The 18306-nt window shown below is 39.9% G+C and carries 17 protein-coding genes; 16 read left to right on the top strand and 1 reads right to left on the bottom strand.

What is annotated here, in order from left to right; genetic code table 11:
* Positions 1–96: 96 nt before the first annotated feature.
* The 5 genes from OXPF_RS12195 (at position 97) to OXPF_RS12175 (ending at position 7075) form a co-directional block, all read left to right on the top strand.
* Positions 97–1350, top strand: a complete 1254-nt coding sequence (locus OXPF_RS12195) for a glycine/sarcosine/betaine reductase component B subunit (protein ID WP_054875484.1) — start codon at positions 97–99, stop codon at positions 1348–1350.
* A gap of 18 nt (positions 1351–1368) precedes the next feature.
* On the top strand, positions 1369–2649 hold the full coding sequence (locus tag OXPF_RS12190) for a glycine/betaine/sarcosine/D-proline family reductase selenoprotein B (protein ID WP_242854397.1): 1281 nt from the start codon (positions 1369–1371) through the stop codon (positions 2647–2649).
* Positions 2650–3005: 356 nt separating this feature from the next.
* Positions 3006–4406: an MFS transporter gene (locus tag OXPF_RS12185; protein ID WP_054875482.1), complete on the top strand. Its 1401-nt coding sequence runs from the start codon at positions 3006–3008 to the stop codon at positions 4404–4406.
* Between the two features lie 107 nt (positions 4407–4513).
* Positions 4514–5776: a glycine/sarcosine/betaine reductase component B subunit gene (locus OXPF_RS12180; protein ID WP_054875481.1), complete on the top strand. Its 1263-nt coding sequence runs from the start codon at positions 4514–4516 to the stop codon at positions 5774–5776.
* An 18-nt stretch (positions 5777–5794) separates the two neighbouring features.
* On the top strand, positions 5795–7075 hold the full coding sequence (locus OXPF_RS12175; protein WP_242854396.1) for a glycine/betaine/sarcosine/D-proline family reductase selenoprotein B: 1281 nt from the start codon (positions 5795–5797) through the stop codon (positions 7073–7075).
* A 17-nt stretch (positions 7076–7092) separates the two neighbouring features.
* Here OXPF_RS12175 and OXPF_RS12170 read toward each other — a convergent pair whose 3' ends face one another.
* Entirely contained in the window at positions 7093–8007 is a 915-nt protein-coding gene (locus tag OXPF_RS12170) for a LysR family transcriptional regulator (RefSeq protein WP_054875479.1), read from the bottom strand.
* Positions 8008–8477: 470 nt separating this feature from the next.
* Here OXPF_RS12170 and OXPF_RS12165 point away from each other — a divergent pair, with 470 nt between their 5' ends.
* The 11 genes from OXPF_RS12165 (at position 8478) to OXPF_RS12110 (ending at position 18284) form a co-directional block, all read left to right on the top strand.
* Positions 8478–9746, top strand: a complete 1269-nt coding sequence (locus OXPF_RS12165; protein WP_054875478.1) for a glycine/sarcosine/betaine reductase component B subunit — start codon at positions 8478–8480, stop codon at positions 9744–9746.
* A gap of 16 nt (positions 9747–9762) precedes the next feature.
* Entirely contained in the window at positions 9763–11043 is a 1281-nt protein-coding gene (locus tag OXPF_RS12160) for a glycine/betaine/sarcosine/D-proline family reductase selenoprotein B (RefSeq protein ID WP_242854395.1), read from the top strand.
* A 119-nt stretch (positions 11044–11162) separates the two neighbouring features.
* Positions 11163–11648: an RNA polymerase sigma factor gene (locus OXPF_RS12150; RefSeq protein ID WP_054875475.1), complete on the top strand. Its 486-nt coding sequence runs from the start codon at positions 11163–11165 to the stop codon at positions 11646–11648.
* Positions 11645–12499: an anti-sigma-V factor RsiV gene (rsiV, locus tag OXPF_RS12145; protein ID WP_054875474.1), complete on the top strand. Its 855-nt coding sequence runs from the start codon at positions 11645–11647 to the stop codon at positions 12497–12499. The genes OXPF_RS12150 and rsiV overlap by 4 nt, the downstream gene beginning before the upstream one ends.
* Positions 12500–12619: 120 nt before the next feature.
* Positions 12620–13099: a spore coat protein gene (locus OXPF_RS12140; protein ID WP_054875473.1), complete on the top strand. Its 480-nt coding sequence runs from the start codon at positions 12620–12622 to the stop codon at positions 13097–13099.
* Between the two features lie 94 nt (positions 13100–13193).
* Positions 13194–13757, top strand: coding sequence for an NADPH-dependent FMN reductase (locus tag OXPF_RS12135; protein ID WP_054875472.1), 564 nt, complete (start codon positions 13194–13196; stop codon positions 13755–13757).
* Between the two features lie 123 nt (positions 13758–13880).
* Positions 13881–14270, top strand: a complete 390-nt coding sequence (locus tag OXPF_RS12130; RefSeq protein WP_054875471.1) for a hypothetical protein — start codon at positions 13881–13883, stop codon at positions 14268–14270.
* Positions 14271–14370: 100 nt separating this feature from the next.
* Entirely contained in the window at positions 14371–14871 is a 501-nt protein-coding gene (locus tag OXPF_RS12125) for an AAA family ATPase (protein ID WP_054875470.1), read from the top strand.
* Positions 14872–14995: 124 nt separating this feature from the next.
* On the top strand, positions 14996–16822 hold the full coding sequence (locus OXPF_RS12120; protein ID WP_054875469.1) for a carbohydrate-binding domain-containing protein: 1827 nt from the start codon (positions 14996–14998) through the stop codon (positions 16820–16822).
* A gap of 37 nt (positions 16823–16859) precedes the next feature.
* Positions 16860–17594 carry a polyphosphate polymerase domain-containing protein gene (locus OXPF_RS12115; RefSeq protein WP_054875468.1) on the top strand — a complete coding sequence of 245 codons (735 nt, stop codon included), beginning with the start codon at positions 16860–16862 and terminating at the stop codon, positions 17592–17594.
* Positions 17595–18284, top strand: coding sequence for a DUF4956 domain-containing protein (locus OXPF_RS12110; protein WP_054875467.1), 690 nt, complete (start codon positions 17595–17597; stop codon positions 18282–18284).
* Positions 18285–18306 lie beyond the last annotated feature (22 nt).

Genomic DNA, 18306 nt, shown 5'->3' with positions numbered 1-18306 from the left:
ATACTGGGACATTTTTAATAAATAATCTTAATATAAGTTAAAGACGGGGAAATATCCTTACCCGTGTATTTGATAAAATAGCAAGGAGGTATATATATGCATCTTGAGAAAAGGTATGTAGACGTGCATAAAATAGTTTTTGATGAAAAGACCTATATCGAAAAGGGCGAGCTGCATGTCTGCAAAAAAGAACTTGTAGATCTTGCAATGGATTTTCACTTTGAAAGTATTGATTTCGAACTGGCACATCCCGGCGATAGCTGCCGCCTGTCCAATGTATGCGACTGCATACAGCCTATGTACAAACTTGGAGAAGGCTCATCGACTTTCCCGGGTATAGTTGATGAGGTAAAGCGTGTAGGCACCGGTTCAAGCGTCGTTCTTCGCGGCGTCAGCATCACCGAAATCCTTCTGTTACCTACGGGAAGCCAGACCCTGGATATGTCGGGTCCGGGAGCCGAAAAATCTTTGTTATTGACCGGACAGGCCCATATATGCATACTGGCCAAAATAGCTGCGGGAGTTCAGAACAATGCATATTTTAATGCATTAAACATAGCATCAAAGAAGGTGGCAAAGTATATTGCCCAATGTGCAAAAGACTGCATCCCCGATGAAGTGGAAACCTTTGAATTAAAGAAGGAGGGTTTGGAGAACCTGCCAAGGATAGCTTATATATATCAGGTATTCTCCCACGCCCCTTTAAACGATACCGCTTATTACGGCGATGGCTGTGCAACCATGCTGCCTACTATAGTACATCCCAATGAAATACTTGACGGAGCCCTGGTATTCCGCGATTACCATTCTACTTCCAATTCGGCGCCTACCTATGCTATTCAGAATCATCCCGTTATATTGGAATTAATGGACCGCCACGGGAAAGATATAAACTTTATTGGAGTTATTCTGTCCAATACTCCGGCGGAGGTCATTAATAAAAATAGAAATGCCATGATGTGTGCCGGCCTTGCAAAATATCATCTTAATGCAGATGGGGTCATTATCACAAAGCAGGGCGGTGGTCATCCCCAGATAGATACAGGTCTAAACTGCGATTACAATGAAGAGCTGGGCATAAAGACTGTATTACTGCTTACGGAATTCCTATCTGCTAACAGCCCCATTGAGGAACTGGTGTTATTTTCTACTCCAAACGCAAATGCTATGGTCACCAACGGTTGTCTTAATTTTGTGGACCTGCCGAAGGTAGACCGTGTAATTGGCCCAACTGTAATGCCGGGACGGGTCCAGGGGGATGTATACGGCCCCTTAACCCTTAGTATAAACTCAATAAGAGAATCTATCAGCCAGATTGGGAATACCAATTTAACCACTGTAGTCTATTAAGAAAGGAGAATAGCAGTAATGGAAAAGACTAAGGTTGTATATTATATTAACCAGTTTTTTGGCCAGGAAGGCGGCGAAGAAGCCGCCAGCACAGGTATAAAGGTCCATGAAGGCTCATTTGGTGTGGTACAGAGCTTTAAAGAAGCTTTCGGTGAAGACTGTGAAGTGCTGGCAACTATCGTTTGCGGAGATAACTATATAGCTGAAAAGCTAGAGGAAGTAACTGCAGAAATTGTTAAGATAATAGAAGGCTACAAGCCTGACTTGTTTGTTGCAGGCCCTGCTTTTGGTGCAGGCCGTTACGGAGTAGCCTGCGGTTCTCTTTGCTCTGCCGTTACCAAAAAGATGAAAATTCCGGTAGTTACTGCCATGAATGAAGTAAACCCTGGCGTAGAATTATACAGGAAAGATATTTATATTTTAAAGACCGGCACCAATGCAAGGACTATGAAGAATGATACCGCTAACATGGCCCAATTTGCCAAAAAGCTTTTAAATAAGGTTGAGCTTAAATCACCGGATGAAGAAGGCTATTTTATGCGGGGCTTTAAAAGGAATGTGGTTGCAGAGAAAAAGCCTGCAAAGCGTGCAGTTGACATGCTTCTCGATAAGGTTCACGGCCGTGAGTTTAAGTCCGAAATTCCCCTTCCGGTGACGGAAGACATCAAGAAACCTGAGCCGATTAAAGACCTTAAAAAGGCTACCATAGCACTGGCGACCGACGGCGGCTTATATCCGGCTGACAACCCGGATAAGATGCCCAGTGCAGCCGCAGACCGTTTTTGTGCATATGACATTTCAAGTGTAGACTCTCTGAAGCAAGGCGATTATATTATACGTCATGGCGGCTATGATCAGACCTTCAGCAATGCGGATCCCAACCGCCTTGTGCCGGTAGACTCCATGCGTGTACTTGAAAGGGAAGGATTTATTGGAAAGCTGCATGATAAGTTTTTAGCCACTACCGGTTTGGTCGCACCAGTTGAATATGCCACTAAGACCGGCAGGCAAATGGTTGAATACGTAAAGGACCACAACATCGATGCTGTTGTCTTAACTTCCACCTGAGGCACCTCAACTCGCTGCGGTGCAGTGATTTGCAGAGAGCTTGAGCGTGCGGGTATACCTGTAGTACAGGTGTGTAATATGACTCCGGTAGCCAATGCAGTTGGAGTCAACCGCATGTGGACTTCTTCAAGCATTAAATATCCCCTTGGGTTCCCGGAGATGACGCCTGATATTGAATTAGAAGAGCGTATCAGAAAAACCAGAGAAGTCTTAGAATATCTGACAAAATAATATTAAGAACCGTTAAAAAGGGCCGGCTCAATTTTGAACAACCTTGGATGTTCAAAATTGAGCCGCCTTTTTAATTTTTTTAAAAGCTATTGACCTTAAGGTTACATTAAACTCTATACTTAATATTGTTATTTAAATAACCAATTACAATATATATTATTATTTAAAAAAGCTATTACAATGTAAAAATGAGGAAAACACTATGGCAGCTTGAAAACATTGACAGTAATGTCGGATAAACATTATAAAAAAGCACTGGAGGTTATTAATGCTTGTATCACAACTAATCCTTAATTGTAAGTATATAATGTAATGTTATATAAAATCAAAATATTACAAAAGTAGGAGGCATTCTTATGAAAAAACCTTTAAGCAAGTCTTTAAAAACATTTTATGGTGTGGGAGATTTGGGATTCTCTCTTATGACCAGTGTCGGCATGTACCTTCAAGCCTACTTTCTAACCGATGTTGCAGGCTTCAACCTTGCACTGGTTGCACTTATTATTACTCTTCCCAATACCATTGATGCCATATTCTCTGCCGTATACGGCGCGATTATTGACGGCGTTAAACCAATGAAGTGGGGAAAATTACGTTCATGGCTTCTCGTTGCACCTCCATTTGTTGTGATATTTATGGCCTTGCAATATACAAAGATAGGGCCTGATAATATCGCAGCGGCAATTATCATAGTAAGTGCTCTTATATCAAAACCATTGATGAATACTCCCTGGGTAGCCAATGTAGCTCTTATTCCATTGCTGGCCAATAATCCTCAGGAAAAGGTCCTGCTTTCTTCCAGAAGAGGATTTTGGTCAAGCCTTTCCAGGTTATTCTTCTCCTATATAAGCACACCGCTGGCTTTATTCTTTGGTGCCGTAACCGGCAGCCCGATACTTGGTTATACAATTCTTCAGGGGCTCATGGCATGCTGTATGTGGTGGGGCTACTTAGCTATTTTTAAAATGACGGATGGATATGAAGAGCTTCCTGTTAATGGTGCAGAAGTTCAACAGACAAAGGCTGCAGCTAAAAAGAAAGAAAAAGCCTCAGCCGGTGATATTTTGAGAAATTTATTCCAGAATCCACCGCTGATAGCCCTTTTGCTTGCTGATTATGGCCGGAATATTTCAACCTTTATAATATCCGGAGCTGTTGCTTATTATTACACTTATGTAGCTCAAAATATGGCCCTCATGCCCCTCCATTTGCTTATTACATCTTTTGCGGCAATTTTAGGCACACTTTCTACGCCTGTATTAAACAAGAAATTAAATACGCGTACAACAACTATTATCACAGCTTTAGCAGCCGGCGGTTTTTTATTAATTGCGAAGTTTATGGGATTGCAAACTTACCTGTTTATAGCAGCTTGTTCATGCTATTCCTTTGTTAACGGGATAGTAACCTCGACATTTGTTGCCTTATACAGCGATACAATTGTTTATGGCGAATGGAAAACTGGGCAAAATACCGCAGGATTTATTATGGGTCTTATGAACCTGCCTTTAAAAGTAGGTAAAATGACAAATGGAGTTATAATGACTACTGCCCTTGCAGCCATCGGATTTGTTGCAAAAATGACACCTACGCCGGCGTTAAAATCAGGCATTATCAATATTATTGCGTTGGTACCGGCTATAGCATTAATATTTACCGGTATGGTAGTACTTTTTGGGTTCAGGCTGACTGAAGCCAATTTAAAACAAATGCAGGAAGAAATAAATGCAAGAAAGCAAGAAGTAATGGCCGGCTAAGACAAATTATTGTTTTATAAATATTCCTACATTCATGTATCTTTAATAAAAAAAATTGACGAAACATTCTTAACCATTTCGTCAATGAAACTGCGAGGAGGCATAATATGCATTTAGAGAAAAGGTATGTAGATGTGCATAAAGTGGTTTTTGATGAAAAAACTTTCGTGGAAAGGGGTGTACTGCATGTCTGCAAAAACGAACTAATTGATATAGCAATGGATTTTCACTTTGAAAGTATAGATTTCGAATTGGCACATCCCGGAGAGAGCTGCCGCTTGTCTTATGTATGCGATTGTATCCAGCCCATGTATAAGCTGGATGGTGCATCAACTTTCCCCGGCATAGTTGATGAAATAAAGCGTGTGGGTACCGGTGCCAGCGTTATATTGCGCGGCGTCAGCGTTACTGAAGTCATGACTCAGCCGACAGTGAGCGTATCAACCCTTGATATGTCAGGGCCCGGAGCCGAGGAATCCTTTGTACTGCCAAAGCTGGTTCACATTTGCATGCTGGCTAAGATTGCTCCCGATTCACAAAAAGATGCTTATTTAAATGCAATAAACATAGCATCAAAGAAGGTGGCAAAATATATTGCCCAGTGTGCAAAAGACTGCATCCCCGATGAAGTGGAAGCTTTTGAATTAAAGAAGGAGGGTTTGGAGAACCTGCCTAGGGTAGCTTATATATTTCAGGTATTCTCCCATGCTCCTGTGACCGATACCGTTTATTACGGAGACGGGTGCGCAACCATGCTTCCCACTGTCGTGCATCCAAATGAAATACTGGATGGTGCACTGGTATTCCGCGATTACTATTCGACTTCTAATGTATCGCCTACCTATTTCTTTCAGAATCATCCTGTTATCCGGGAATTAATGGGACGCCACGGCAAGGATCTGAATTTTGCCGGAGTTATTATATCCAATACACCTGCCGAGGTTGTCAATAAAAACAGAAATGCCATGATGTGTGCCGGCCTTGCTAAGAATGTCATTAATGCGGACTGTGCCATTATCACAAAAATGGGCGGCGGACATCCCCAGATAGATACGGGCTTAAACTGCGATTACTGTGAGGAATTGGGAGTAAAGACGGTGCTCCTATTAACGGAATTTTTGTCTGCACAAAGCCCCATTGATGAGCTGGTGCTATTCTCCACTGAAAATGCAAATGCTATGGTTACCAATGGCTGTCTGGTACATGTAGACTTGCCAAAAGTAGACCGTGTTATCGGCCAAACCACCATACCCAACCGCGCCACTAACAGCGCCATTGATGTGCATGGCCCGCTGACACTCTTGACAAGCGCAATCAGAGAGTCTATGAGCCAGATTGGATATACCAATCGTTCTTCAGTAGTCTACTAAGAAAGGAGAGAAACAGGTATGGAAAAGACTAAGGTTGTATATTACATTAACCAGTTCTTTGGCCAGGAAGGCGGCGAAGAAGCTGCCAGTACGGGGATAAAAATACACAGCGGAGCCTTTGGTGTGGCTAAAAGTTTTGAAGAGGCTTTCGGTGAAGAATGTGAAGTACTGGCAACTATAGTTTGCGGAGACAACTATATTGCAGAAAGGTTGGAAGAAGTAACATCAGAAATTGTTAATATAATAGAAGGCTACAAACCTGACCTTTTCGCTGCAGGACCTGCTTTTGGAGCAGGCCGCTACGGAGTGGCCTGCGGTTCTCTTTGCTCTGCCGTTACCAAGAAAATGAAAATTCCGGTAGTTACTGCTATGAATGAAGTAAACCCGGGCGTGCAGATGTACAGGAAGAATATATACATTTTAAAAACCGGTACCAATGCAAGGACAATGAAGAATGATACCTCCAATATGGCACAGTTTGCCAAGAAGCTTTTAAAAAAGGAGGAGCTTAAATCTCCTGAAGAAGAAGGCTATTTTATGCGGGGTTTTAAAAGAAACATATTCGTGGATAAATATCCTCCCAGGCGTGCAGTTGATATGCTCCTTGATAAGTACTACGGCCGGGAATTCAAGTCTGAAATTCCTCTGCCTACATCGGAGAAAATAGAAAGGCCTGAACCTATTAAGGATCTTAAAAAAGCCACAATAGTATTGGCAACAGACGGAGGATTATATCCTGCTGATAATCCTGATAAGATGCCTACCGCAAGCGCAGACCGTTTCTGTGCATATGATATATCGGGAGTTGATTCCTTAAAGCAGGGGGATTATATTATACGCCACGGCGGATATGACAATACCTACAGTAATGCAGACCCCAACCGTCTGGTACCTGTGGACGCTTTTCGCGCCCTTGAAAAGGAAGGATTTATAGGAAAGCTTCACGATAAATTTTTATCCACTACCGGTTTGGTGGCGCCGGTTGAATTTGCGACAAAGACAGGAAAGCAGATGGTTAAATACGTTAAAGACCACAACATAGACGCTGTTGTTTTAACTTCCACCTGAGGCACCTCCACTCGCTGCGGTGCAGTGATTTGCAAAGAGTTAGAGCGTGCAGGCATACCTGTGGTACAGGTGTGCAATATGACCCCGGTAGCAAATGCTGTGGGAGTAAACCGTATGTGGACTTCCTCCAGTATTAAATATCCTTTAGGATTTCCAGAAATGACACCGGATGTTGAATTGGAGGAGCGTGTAAGAAAAGCAAAAGAAGTGCTGGAATATCTGACAAAGTAATGAAAAAGGGGTTAAGCTTAACCCCTTTTATTTTTTCTCTTATTTTTTTTCTTGAGTTCCTGGGACAGCAGTGACAGAAAAACGGGAAGAGCCGGATTTTTGTTTGTATTAAGCCAAACTGCATCTGTTCCTACTGTAGCCATATCTATATCAGGCGGCAGTTGGATGGAATCAATGGTTTCCTTTCCTAGGAAAATCTGGCTTTCTCCTAAAAGTGACACTCCGGAATTGGCTTCTAAATACAAAAGTATTGCGCTTAATGAGTTTGTTTCAATAATTTTCTTCACGGGAAAAGGGAGGTGTTCTAAATAATTATAAGTTCTCAATACCGGGTCAATATGAAATTGAATAAACGTATCTTCAGAAAAATCATATACAGATAAATTTTCTTTCTTGTATAAAGGGTGTCTCTTGGAAAAATAAATGCGGGGGAGTGTACGTGTAACAGCCATTCTCCTCTTGGCAGGATGCTTAATGTCATACATGGAAAACATAAAGCATAAATCAATTTCACCTAAGCTTAACTTTTCAAATAATTCTCTCGGGGAATGAACTACCAGCTGAATGTTTAAGCTTGGCTCTTCAATTTTAAATTTTTTTATGAACTCGGGTAAAATCCGATTTATATCCATAGTTTCGCAAAAACCTGCTTTGATTGTACTGCGTATTTTAGTACCGGAATTTTGAACATTTACTATGAGATTTTCCATTTTGGGCAATATATCGGATAAACCTCTGGATAAGATTATGCCGCTGTCAGTAGGAGCAACACCTAAAGCAGACCTTTCAAATAGCTTTACTCCCAACTCGCTTTCAAGCTGGGATATTTTTTTGCTTATATTTGATTGAGAGGTGAACATAGCTTTAGCAGCCTTTGTGATATTCATATGCTCCATTACGGCCATGAAATATCGCAGTTGTAATAATTCCATTTTATCCCATCCTCAAATCTTATTAGGAAACAAATTCAGCATAATGCAGGTAAGTAAATTTAATTGAAAAATAATAATATTATATATTCGAAAACTTTATGTTAAGAAGTGCTCATTTTCAGGGTGCTATAAGGATATATTACAATAAAAATTGAATTATTCAGATAGAAATCAATGTTATGAATATTAAATATACTTTCATATTATTATGTTCTGTAAAATTAAGACCGAGTCTATTATAAAGGATTATTGCTCTAAATTCAAGGATGGCTATTTCTTTACTAAAAAAGGTCGCTCTAAACCAATTTAGCATATGGTTATAGGGCGGCTATTTTTATGATTTTATATCTATTCTAAAGCAGCCGGAAAAACAATAATTATTAATATAGCCGGATATTACTGCCATATAATTCCTGCTATATACTTAAATTGAGATAAGCTTAAAAATTTAATAAGGGGGTTTGTATGTTATGCATCTTGAGAAAAGATATGTAGATGTGCAAAAGGTGGTTTTTGATGAAAAAACCTTCATTGAAAAAGGCATACTGCATGTATGCAAAAAAGAACTTATAGCTGAAGCCATGGATTTCCACTTTGAAAGCGTGGATTTTGAACTGGCGCATCCCGGTGAGAGCTGCCGCTTAACTTATGTATGTGATTGCGTGCAGCCCATGTACAAAACAGGTGAAGGTGCGGCAACTTTTCCCGGAATTGCTGACGAGGTTAAGAGAGTAGGAAATGGGGTCAGCATAGTATTAAGAGGCGTGTGCATTACTGAAATAATGGCTGTTTCAGCCGGAGGAGTACAAACTCTTGATATGTCAGGGCCTGCTGCCGAACAATCCTATGCTTTGCCCAAATTGATTCACGTATGCCTGTTAGCCAAACCGGCGCCCGGCGTGCAAAATGATGCCTATTTCGATGCTGTTAACATTGCATCCAAGAAAGTGGCAAAATATGTTGCAAAGTGTGCAAAAGATTATACTCCCGATGAAGTTGAAACCTTCGAGCTCAAGAAGGAGGGCTTGGAGGATCTTCCGAGAGTGGCTTATATATTTCAGATATTCTCCCATGCTCCGTTGAATGACACAGCTTATTACGGTGATGGATGCGCTTCAATGATGCCCATTGTGGTACATCCCAATGAAATATTGGACGGAGCATTAGTTTACCGTGATTACTATACAGCAGGCAATTCATCGCCCACTTACTCCCTTCAGAACCATCCCGTCATATTGGAACTTATTAAGCGTCATGGCAAAGATATAAATTTTGCGGGAGTAATCATGTCCAATACCCCTGCAGAGATTGTAAATAAAAACAGGAATGCTATGATGTGTGCCGGCCTTGCAAAATATCACTTAAATGCAGATGGTGTAATAATAACAAAACAGGGAGGCGGACACCCGCAGATAGACACAGGTTTAAATTGTGACTATTGCGAGGAATTGGGAATAAAGACAGTGCTTTTATTAACGGAATTCCTATCTGTAGGAAATCCAATTACTGAGCTGGTGCTCTTTTCCACTAAAAATGCAGATGCCATGGTAACCAACGGCTGCATATCAATGGTGGATTTTCCTAAAGTTGACCGCGTAGTGGGCATCCCCACGATGATAAACAGAAATACTCTAAGCTCCATGGATTTGTATGGGCCTTATACCATGGCAGCCTATTCCGCCATAAGGGATTTTATAAGTCAGATTGGAAATACCCATTTTACTTCTGTAGCTTATTAAGAAAGGAGAGTATCAGATGGAAAAAACCAAGGTTGTATATTATATAAATCAGTTCTTCGGTAAAGAAGGCGGTGAAGAAGCTGCCAGTATGGGGATAAAGATTCATGAGGGAGCCTTTGGTGTATCACAGAGCTTTCAGGAAGCCTTTGGTGAAGTATGTGAAGTACTGGCAACCATCGTTTGCGGAGACAACTATATAGCAGAAAATTTACAGGAAGTAACGGCAGAAATTCTTAAAATAGTAGAAGGCTACAGCCCTCAATTGTTTGCCGCAGGGCCAGCCTATGGCGCTGGACGCTATGGAGTTGCCTGCGGTTCACTTTGTTCTGCAGTCACAAAGAAGCTTAAGATCCCCGTAGTGACTGCCATGAATGAAGTGAACCCTGGCGTTGAGATATACAGAAAGGATATTTATATTTTAAAGACGGGGACCAATGCCAGGACCATGAGAAATGATACGGCCAATATGGCACAGTTTGCAAAGAAGCTATTAAATATGGAGGAGCTTAAATCCCCCGATGAAGAAGGATATTTTATGAGGGGCTATAAGAAAAATGTTGTTTCTGCAAAGCTTCCTCCCGAACGTGCCGTTGATATGCTTTTAGATAATATTTACGGCCGCCAATTCAAATCCGAAATACCTCTTCCGGCAAAAGAGGATATCCAAAAACCACAGCCGGTTTTAGATTTGTCAAAAACCACCATAGTGCTGGCAACAGACGGAGGCCTGTATCCTGCCGACAATCCCGATAAAATGCCCAGCGCGGCAGCAGACCGTTTCTGCGCTTATGATATTGACGGAAAGGACAGCCTTAAAGCCGGTGACTATATCATACGCCATGGAGGCTATGACAACTCATTCAGCAATGCGGACCCCAACCGCTTAGTACCGGTAGATTCCATGCGTGAACTGGAAAGACAGGGAGTTATAGGAAAGCTTCATGATAAGTTCTTAGCTACTACCGGCCTTGTTGCACCCGTTGAATATGCGGAAAAAACAGGAAGGCAGATGGTTCAGTATGTGAAGGACCACAATATTGACGCCGTTGTCCTAACCTCCACTTGAGGCACCTCTACTCGCTGCGGTGCAGTGATTTGCAGAGAGCTTGAGCGTGCAGGCATCCCTGTAGTCCAGGTGTGCAATATGACTCCGGTGGCTAATGCTGTGGGAGTTAACCGTATGTGGACTTCCTCCAGTATAAAATATCCCCTTGGCTTTCCGGACATGACCCCGGACGTTGAAAAGGAAGAGCGCATAAGAAAAACAAAAGAGGTATTGGAATATCTGATGAATTAAAAAGAAAAGAGCTTCAAGCTTGTGTTATTAGCTTGAAGCTCTTTTCTTTTTAATTTAATTCTTCCTATTAAAACTTTTGCCGCCCTTATGATGTCTAATAAGTGAGAGGAGGAGATTTAGTGCAAAAAAACAAACAGCTGTTTGAAAAATTTATTAATCAAAATATCGATAATGCATATCGTTTTGCATATTCTTATGTAAAAAATCAGCAATATGCGGAGGATGTTGTCAGCCAAAGCGTAATTAAGGCATTGTCTGCCTTGGATAAGCTGAAAGAACCTGAATTCATGAAGAGCTGGTTTTACAGGATTATTATAAACACATCAATAACATATTTAAATAAAAACAAGAAAAGCATTTACATAGGCCTTGATGACGTGGAGGATATTGATAATGCGGTTGACACATACGAGAATATCGATTTAAAAGAGGCCATAGAAAAGCTTCCTGAAAAGTACAGAAGCATTATAATACTTCGCTATTTTGAGGATTTTTCTCTGAATGAGATTGCAGATATAACGGGTGAAAATCTAAATACTGTCAAGACCAGGTTATATAAGGCTCTTAAAATTCTTAAATTGGAAATGGAGGATACGGAACTATGATGACTCGCCGGTTGGAAGAACTAAAAACAGAATATAAGAATATAAAAGCGCCGGAACGATTAAAAGTGAGGATCAGCAGGATTATAAAAATAAGGTTTATTATGAAAAAAGTTATAAAATCAGCTGCGTGTGCAGCAGTTTTTCTGGGAGTATTTATAGGAGCGCTTAACGGAATTCCGGCTTTTGCAAAAAGCATGGCAAGTATCAGCGGGATGGAGCCTGTAGTTAAGATATTAACCTTTGGAAGATATCAGATAAATGACGGCAATTTTTCAGCGGATGTTGTTACACCTAAAATAGAAGGTCTGCTGGATAAAGAGCTGCAGGACAGGATTAATAACGACTTTAAGGAAAATGCAAATCTTATTATTTCAGAGTTTGAAAAGGATTATAAAGAAATAAAAAAGGCAGATCCAGAAGCTCATATGGGTATAGAATATAATTATCAAATTTTAACGGATAACGATAATATTTTAGCAATTGATGTGTATTTGCTGAATACTGTGGGCTCATCGTCGACAATTCATAAATTTTATACCATAAACAAAAAAAACGGAGAGCTTTTAACATTGCCTTCATTATTTAAAGAAAACGCCGATTATGTAAACGTATTAAGCCAATATATCCTTTCCGAAATGAAAAGGCAAAATGAGGCAGGAGAAAATATGTTCTGGCTGGAAGAAGATAGCTTCGCCGAACCCTTTACCCAAATTAAGCCGGACCAGAATTTCTACATTGATAATAGAGGAGATTTGGTAATATGTTTCGATAAATATGAGGTGGCACCGGGTGCCTCAGGTTCTCCCGAATTTATTATTCCAAAGGATATTATAAGCAATATTCTGGAATAAATCTTAATTATTATAAAACCTTCATTCTTATTTTTATGCGTTATTTTTCAGCGTCATCTATGATATCCGGGTATAAAATAAAAACAAATATGCAAAAAATAGGTTTGGAGGTGTGATATTATGGATTTTACTTTATCAACAAAAGAAAGAATGCTCTTAGAAGATGAAAAAAGCCATGAGCAGATGTGCATTGAAAAGTATACTAACTATGCAAATCTTGCAAAAGACGTTCAATTGCAGCAATTATTCAATACCAATGCCCAGGCTGAACGAACACATTTAGATACCATAAATCAATTGCTAAGCGGAACAATTCCTCAAATGAACCAGCAGCAAAACCAAGGCTCACAGCAGCAGCCGGCAAACCAGAACATGAACAATAATGCCCAGGCAGGCGGAATTAACTTTTCTGATGCCAGCATGTGCAAGGATTTACTGATGGCAGAAAAATATGTTTCGGGTACTTACGATACTGCAATTTTCGAGTTCAGGGATCCAAGAGTCCGCGATGTACTGAACCATATACAAAAAGAAGAGCAAAAACATGGTGAGTCCATATTTAAATATATGGAAAGCAAGGGAATGTACAACGTCCAATAATCATAAGGGAGCCTAGGCTCCCTTATATTAATGTTTAATTTTATTTCATAATGATGGTATAATAGTTTAAACGAAATGATTGGAGTTGAGAATCATGGGAAAACCTTCTATCATAGCTATTGTAGGTTCATTGAGAAAAGACTCATTCAATAGACAGTTAGCAAAAAAAGCCAAGGAAATTATAGGTGGCAGAGCAGAATTCGAGATCCTTGAATACTCAGATGTACCCCTTTTCAATCAGGATACGGAGTTTCCTGCACCGGAAGCCGTGAAGCGCGTTCGAGATATTGTCAAGGCGGCAGACGGTATATGGTTTTTTACACCCGAATACAACCACTATTTTCCGGGAGTATTGAAAAATTTAATTGACTGGCTTTCACGGTCTGTAAGCCGTGACATACCGCCTCTTTTATCGGGAAAGCCGGCGGCAATAAGCGGTGTCACACCCAGTATGTCAGGTACGGGAATTGCCCAGGATCATCTGGTTACTCTGATAAGCTTTTTAAATATGCACATAATGAATGTCCCTCGCTTGACTATACCCAATGTTATGCAGCAGTTGGATGAAGGTGGGAATCTATTATTGACTGCCAGTGCTCCTTATCTTGAAAAGCAGGCCGATGCATTTATTCGTTTCATAGAAGAGAAAAAGAAATAATTTATAAATATCATAAAAAACTGCCCTGAAGGGCAGTTTTTTAATGTCTGCACCAATTTGTACTGAATAGATGGGTAATTTCAGCACAAAATAAAGGTAATATAAATTGAGGGAGGTTATTTAATGAAAAAACCTGTACTATTAATTACATTTCTATATTTATTTACTTTAACAGGCTGTAGTGAACGAGTGGGGACCGGCAATAACAATGCGGCTAATACCGAAGTAAAATGGACAGAAGTTACACGCTTTGAGGGAAATAGCATAAAAGATACCGGAACCTTTGAAATAACCTCATCCGAATGGAGAATATCCTGGGATACAAAGCCCGGAGACTATGGAGCAATGAACTTTCAGATATATATCTACAAACCGGATAAAAGTTTGGTTGACGTGGCGGCAAATGTCATCGGGGAATCCAAAGACAGCAGTGTTCAAAGAGGCAGCGGCGAATATTATCTGACCATTAATTCTGCTCAGCCCTATACCGTTATTATTGAGGAAAAAAAGTAAATATGATTTTATAAAGGATTTCTACCTTTGGGTGCAAGTCCTCTTATTTTGTTATACTTAATATATAAATTACTTTATATTAATGTTGGGAGATGTTATTTTGAAAAAATTGATTTTAATAAGCGGTACAATGGGTGCCGGCAAAAGTACAGTAAGCAGCGAGCTTAAAAACATTTTGCCCTGCAATGTGTTTCTAGACGGTGACTGGTGCTGGGACATGCAGCCCTTTACGGTAACAGAGGAAACTAAGGAAATGGTCCATGATAATATCGCCCATATTTTGAACAATTTTATAAAATGCTCTGAGTATGAAAATATAATATTTTGCTGGGTCATGCATGAGCAAAGCATTATCGATGAGGTTTTATCAAGGCTTGATACATCTGGTACATCAGTAAAAGTATTTTCATTGATTGTAAATGAGAAAGCTTTAACAGACAGGCTTTTTGAAGATGTGAAAAAGGGAATCAGGACAGAGGATATAATTAAAAGAAGTATAGAGAGAATCCCTTTATATCAAAATCTTGATACTATAAAAATAGATGCCAGCAATATTTCAGCTAAAGAAGCAGCACAGCTTATAAAGGATAAACTAAAATAATAGAAGTTCATGAAGGAATACGAAAGTATTCTTTTTTTATTCAGCCAAAATTCACATTACCGACAATTAAAATACATATTGAACACTTATACTTATCCCATACAAGCTAAGGAGGTTGTTTGATTTGAAAAATAAAAGCCTATTGATGCTGTCCTCTTTTATAATTAGCGTTGCAGTAATTACATCCTGTACTGCTGCTAATACCGGAGGAGAAGGCAGTAAAAATTCAAATACCAATAATATTGAAGCAGAAAGCACTGTAAATGCTATACAGGCCGTGACAGTTGAATATGAAAAGGATGATTATTATTTTGATTGGAAGAGCGGAAGCTATGAGACAATCGATTTAAGCAAGGGCTCGGCTTCAATTGATAAAAGCGGCATATACGAAATAACCGGCACCTTGAAGGAAGGAAGCCTGACAGTTGAAGTCGATAAAACCAAGGATGAAGGAACTGTATTTTTGATATTAAATAATATCAATATTTCAAATTCGGCTTCAGCCCCTATATATATAAAAGAAGCCAAAAAGGCTGTGCTTATTCTGGAAAATGAAACCTCAAATAATGTTTACCAGGGGAGCGAAAGTACAGCTGATGAGAACGGTGAGCCCAGTGCCGCCATTTTTTCAAAGGCGAACCTTACAATAACAGGCAGCGGTACCATAAGTGTCACCTCTGATTACAATGACGGTATAACCAGCAAGGATGACCTTAAAATAACAGACGGTACTATTAAAATCAATTCAAAAGCCGATGGTATCGTAGGCAAGGATATTCTAGCTATAGAAAAGGCCGATGTGACAATTATTGCTGGCAAAGACGGTATGCGTTCCACAAATGACACCGATGAAAATAAGGGAAACGTGATAATAAAGGAAGGGGTATATACCATAACCGCAAACAACGATGGTATACAGGCCTATAGTACATTACAAATAGACGGAGGTATATTCAATATAACCACAGGGGGAGGATATACCGGCAAAGTCATTAACGAGAATACAGAATGGTCGGGAAGAATTGGAAGGGAACTCCAGCAGACTCAAGATACAACCCCTAATGAAGACTCAGACAGTATGAAAGGCTTAAAAGCCACTGGCGGAATGATTATAAACAACGGCACCTTTACTTTATCAAACAGCGATGATTCTATCCACAGCGGCGGTAATATCATAATAAACGGAGGAACCATTGCCGCAAGTACAGATGATGACGGAATACATTCAGATGCCGGTATTACCATTAATGGAGGCATCATCGATATTAAAAACAGTTATGAAAGCATCGAGGGTGTAGATATAACTGTAAATAGCGGCAAAATCAATATGAATGCAAGGGATGACGGGTTTAATGTAAACGATTCTTCGGGGCTTTTGACATTAAACGGCGGGGAAATATATTTAAATTCCGGGGGAGACGGACTTGATTCCAATGGTTCCGTCAATATGACAGGAGGGGCAGTTTATGTAGAAGGTCCTGTAAACAGCGGTAATGGTGCCATTGATTATGACAGGCAATTTACCATAAGCGGAGGAATACTCATAGCGTCCGGCAGCAGCGGTATGGCCCAAACTCCTGATACAAGCTCAACTCAGCCTTCAATAATGATGTATTTTTCAACAGTACAGCAAGCAGGTACAAAAATCACATTAAAAGATGATAACGGTAAAGAGATTATATCTTTTGCTCCGGCAAAGCAATTCGGGACTATTGTAATATCCGCACCGGATTTAAAAACCGGCTCAAACTATACCCTGTACAGCAACGAAAGTCAGATTGTTTCATTCAGCTTATCGGATACGGTTACTTACGTAAATGAATCCGGAGTGACAACCAATCAAAGCAGGGGTCCGCAGGGAGGAAACCCTCAAGGCGGAGGCTTTAATACAGGAGCACCCGGCAGTGAAAGGCCTCAAAGGCCGGAGGGTGCAAGACAGCCGGGAGCTTGAGCAGTCTAGGATATAAGGATGTAAAGGGTGATTTAATATGTCAATCAAAACTTTTAAAAGAAAAGAAATAAAATACCGGATTAATTTTGAGCAGTTTGAAGCCTTATGCAAGGTACTTGAAGAGTATATGGTTCCGGATAAATATTGCCGGGATAATAAAAGCTATACCATATATAACCTGTATTTTGACACAGAGGATGATGAAATTATAAAGCATTCCATAAGCAAGCCGTATTTCAAGGAAAAATTGAGGCTCAGGACATATGAAATGCCGACAGAAGGCAGTGATAAGGTATTCTTCGAATTAAAAAAGAAAATAGGCGGCACCGTGGCAAAGAGGCGTGCTACTATTCCCTATGATGCTGCTATGAAATTTATAAATACAGGCATATACTCTGAAACGGATAATTACCTTGACAGACAGGTGCTGGAAGAAATAAAGGAATTTCTAAGGATAAATGATGCAAAGCCTAAGGTATTCATAAGCTATGAAAGAATTGCCTTTTTTGATAAGCAAAATAAAGACTTCAGGGTGTCCTTTGACAGAAATATTTTGACCAGAAGAGATAATTTAAATTTCACCGGCGGTAATTTCGGAAGTAAACTAATCGATGATGATGAATATATCATGGAGATAAAATTGGGTTCGAGTATACCTCTCTGGCTGTGCAGATGCCTCTCGGAAATGAAAGTTTTCAGCACTAGTTTTTCCAAATACGGGAATGAATACAAGCGATATATAAAAAAGATTGATTTTCAAGGAGTGATTTAAATGTTGGATATGTTATTTTCAAATTCAGTCAGCGAATCCCTTACATTCAATGGAACAATAGCCATTATAATAAGCGCACTTTTGCTGGGAGTATTTATAAGCCTGGTGTATATGTATACACATAAAAAAGAAGAATACAACAAGAATTTTACAGTCACCCTTATAATGCTCCCTGCCATTATAGCTATGATTATACTATTGATAGGCAACAATGTGGCGAGAGCTTTCAGCCTTGCAGGCGCTTTCAGCCTGATACGTTTCAGAAGTGCTCCCGGAGATTCCAAGGATATAGCATATGTATTTTTTACTCTGGGCACAGGCTTGGCCTGCGGGATGGGGTATATAGGCTATGCAGCCCTTTTTGCCTTCGTACTGTGCCTTGTGATGATAATTCTTAATAAAACCAATTTTGGCGGAAGAAATAATAAGTACATGAGGCTGAAAATCCTTGTTCCCGAGGATATGGAGTATGAGGGTGCCTTTGAAGAAATATTGAATGAGTACACAAGCACCTTTGAATTATATAAAATAAAAACAGCAGAGTATGGCACTCTCTTTGAATTATCCTATAATGTAGTTTTAAAGGATATGAAGAATTCCAAGCGCTTCATGGACAAATTAAGATGCAAAAACGGCAATTTAAACATTGCTCTGCAGGTGATTAATTATGATAATGCTTCATCTTTCTGATGAAGCATGTTTAATAAATGGA

The organism is Oxobacter pfennigii (assembly GCF_001317355.1).
In the GTDB taxonomy this organism is placed as follows: Bacteria; Bacillota; Clostridia; order Clostridiales; family Oxobacteraceae; genus Oxobacter; species Oxobacter pfennigii.
The sequence above is the reverse complement of the archived record's forward strand: the minus strand, read 5'-3'. Positions and strand labels throughout refer to the sequence as shown.

Excerpts from the sequence above, each read along its gene's own strand:
- OXPF_RS12195 (WP_054875484.1), top strand. The coding sequence starts at position 97 with ATGCATCTTGAGAAAAGGTATGTAGACGTGCATAAAATAGTTTTTGAT.
- OXPF_RS12185 (WP_054875482.1), top strand. The coding sequence starts at position 3,006 with ATGAAAAAACCTTTAAGCAAGTCTTTAAAAACATTTTATGGTGTGGGA.
- OXPF_RS12180 (WP_054875481.1), top strand. The coding sequence starts at position 4,514 with ATGCATTTAGAGAAAAGGTATGTAGATGTGCATAAAGTGGTTTTTGAT.
- OXPF_RS12170 (WP_054875479.1), bottom strand. The coding sequence starts at position 8,007 with ATGGAATTATTACAACTGCGATATTTCATGGCCGTAATGGAGCATATG.
- OXPF_RS12165 (WP_054875478.1), top strand. The coding sequence starts at position 8,478 with ATGCATCTTGAGAAAAGATATGTAGATGTGCAAAAGGTGGTTTTTGAT.
- rsiV (WP_054875474.1), top strand. The coding sequence starts at position 11,645 with ATGATGACTCGCCGGTTGGAAGAACTAAAAACAGAATATAAGAATATA.
- OXPF_RS12140 (WP_054875473.1), top strand. The coding sequence starts at position 12,620 with ATGGATTTTACTTTATCAACAAAAGAAAGAATGCTCTTAGAAGATGAA.
- OXPF_RS12135 (WP_054875472.1), top strand. The coding sequence starts at position 13,194 with ATGGGAAAACCTTCTATCATAGCTATTGTAGGTTCATTGAGAAAAGAC.
- OXPF_RS12130 (WP_054875471.1), top strand. The coding sequence starts at position 13,881 with ATGAAAAAACCTGTACTATTAATTACATTTCTATATTTATTTACTTTA.
- OXPF_RS12115 (WP_054875468.1), top strand. The coding sequence starts at position 16,860 with ATGTCAATCAAAACTTTTAAAAGAAAAGAAATAAAATACCGGATTAAT.
- OXPF_RS12110 (WP_054875467.1), top strand. The coding sequence starts at position 17,595 with ATGTTGGATATGTTATTTTCAAATTCAGTCAGCGAATCCCTTACATTC.